1 protein-coding gene and 1 pseudogene are annotated in these 1,180 nt (G+C 70.7%); both read left to right on the top strand.

Annotated features, from left to right (window positions below; translation table 11 throughout):
* Positions 1-290, top strand: a pseudogene (locus DY926_RS16765) (hypothetical protein); the annotation flags it as partial.
* 385 nt (positions 291-675) lie between these two features.
* Positions 676-1,065, top strand: a complete 390-nt coding sequence (locus DY926_RS16760) for a hypothetical protein (protein WP_116704373.1) — start codon at positions 676-678, stop codon at positions 1,063-1,065.
* Positions 1,066-1,180: the final 115 nt, after the last annotated feature.

The raw sequence follows: 1,180 nt of genomic DNA, 5'->3' as shown, positions 1-1,180 counted from the left end.
TGCATGATGTGGGCTGGCGGATGAACCTATCCCACCAGCAGGAGGACCCCGTGCAGACCGCCCCCAGCCCGACCCCTTCCACCCGCCCCGCGTGCCATCTCCCGCGCCGTTCCGCCCTGCTGCCCATGATGGGCCTGCTCATGGCCGGGCTGGCGCTGGCGGGCTGCACCGGCCGGATCGGGGAGGACGCATGTTTTTCCTGCGCCAATGAAAGGAAGGCCAGCACCGCCACCACCGCCAGCCCCGATGCCAGGACACCCCCCGGCCCCGCCACCCGCAGCGGGGCGTAACCCCACGCTCACGCCAACGTGTTCGGGCAGCGTGCGCGGCGCGACAACTCCGGGCCGCGCATGCACGTTGTGACCCTACCATTCCATTGACCGGACGCGCGGACAGGCGGGGCAACAAACCCCCGCACCGCCGCCCGCCAAGGGGTGGGACCCGGGTGACCCGCGCCCGCGCATGCCGCCATCCCGGCCCGCCACCACAGGCGCGCATGGCCGGACATGCCGCACCGCGACCGCCCCACCCAGGCCATGCGGGCCGGAAACGGCCCATGGCCACCTGCATGCCGGGACACCGTGCAGGACAACAGGCGTAGTCCCGCCACCAGGGCCGCACGGCCGGGCACGAAAGGCCCGGCACCGGCTCCTGTTACTGTTAGCGGAGCCTCACATGAAGATTACCCGTAACGTATCCGACCTGACCACGCGCATCGGGGATTTCCTGACCGGCGCGCTGGGTGACCGTTCCGGCGCGATGTCGGTGCTGAACGACATTCTCGGCCCCCTGCCCGCACCCGGCCACCCCAGCATGCTCGAACAGCGCGCCGAGGCGGTGGGCATGCTCCCGCTCATCCGCGCATGGCAGGAACAGGATAACCCCGAACCGGCCGAGGAAAGCACGGTGCATGCCCTGTTCCGGCCGGTCGAGATCGACCGCTTCTCCACCCAGACCGGGCTTTCGGGCATGGCGGCGATGAAGATCCTGCGTGAGGTCCTGCCCCTGACCGTGCGCCACCGCGCCCTGAGCGCGCGCGCCGACAGCCAGACAAACATCCACTGACCCTGGTGCCCCCGCGCCAGCGGAACATGGACCAGGGGGCCGGAACCATGGCGTAACCCCCGTCCGCCATGAAACGGCCCCCGCACCCCACTGGGTGCCATGGGCAGGGCACATG

Source organism: Komagataeibacter melaceti (assembly GCF_003403295.1).
In the GTDB taxonomy this organism is placed as follows: Bacteria; Pseudomonadota; Alphaproteobacteria; order Acetobacterales; family Acetobacteraceae; genus Komagataeibacter; species Komagataeibacter melaceti.
The sequence above is the reverse complement of the archived record's forward strand: the minus strand, read 5'-3'. Positions and strand labels throughout refer to the sequence as shown.

Excerpts from the sequence above, each read along its gene's own strand:
- DY926_RS16760 (WP_116704373.1), top strand. The coding sequence starts at position 676 with ATGAAGATTACCCGTAACGTATCCGACCTGACCACGCGCATCGGGGAT.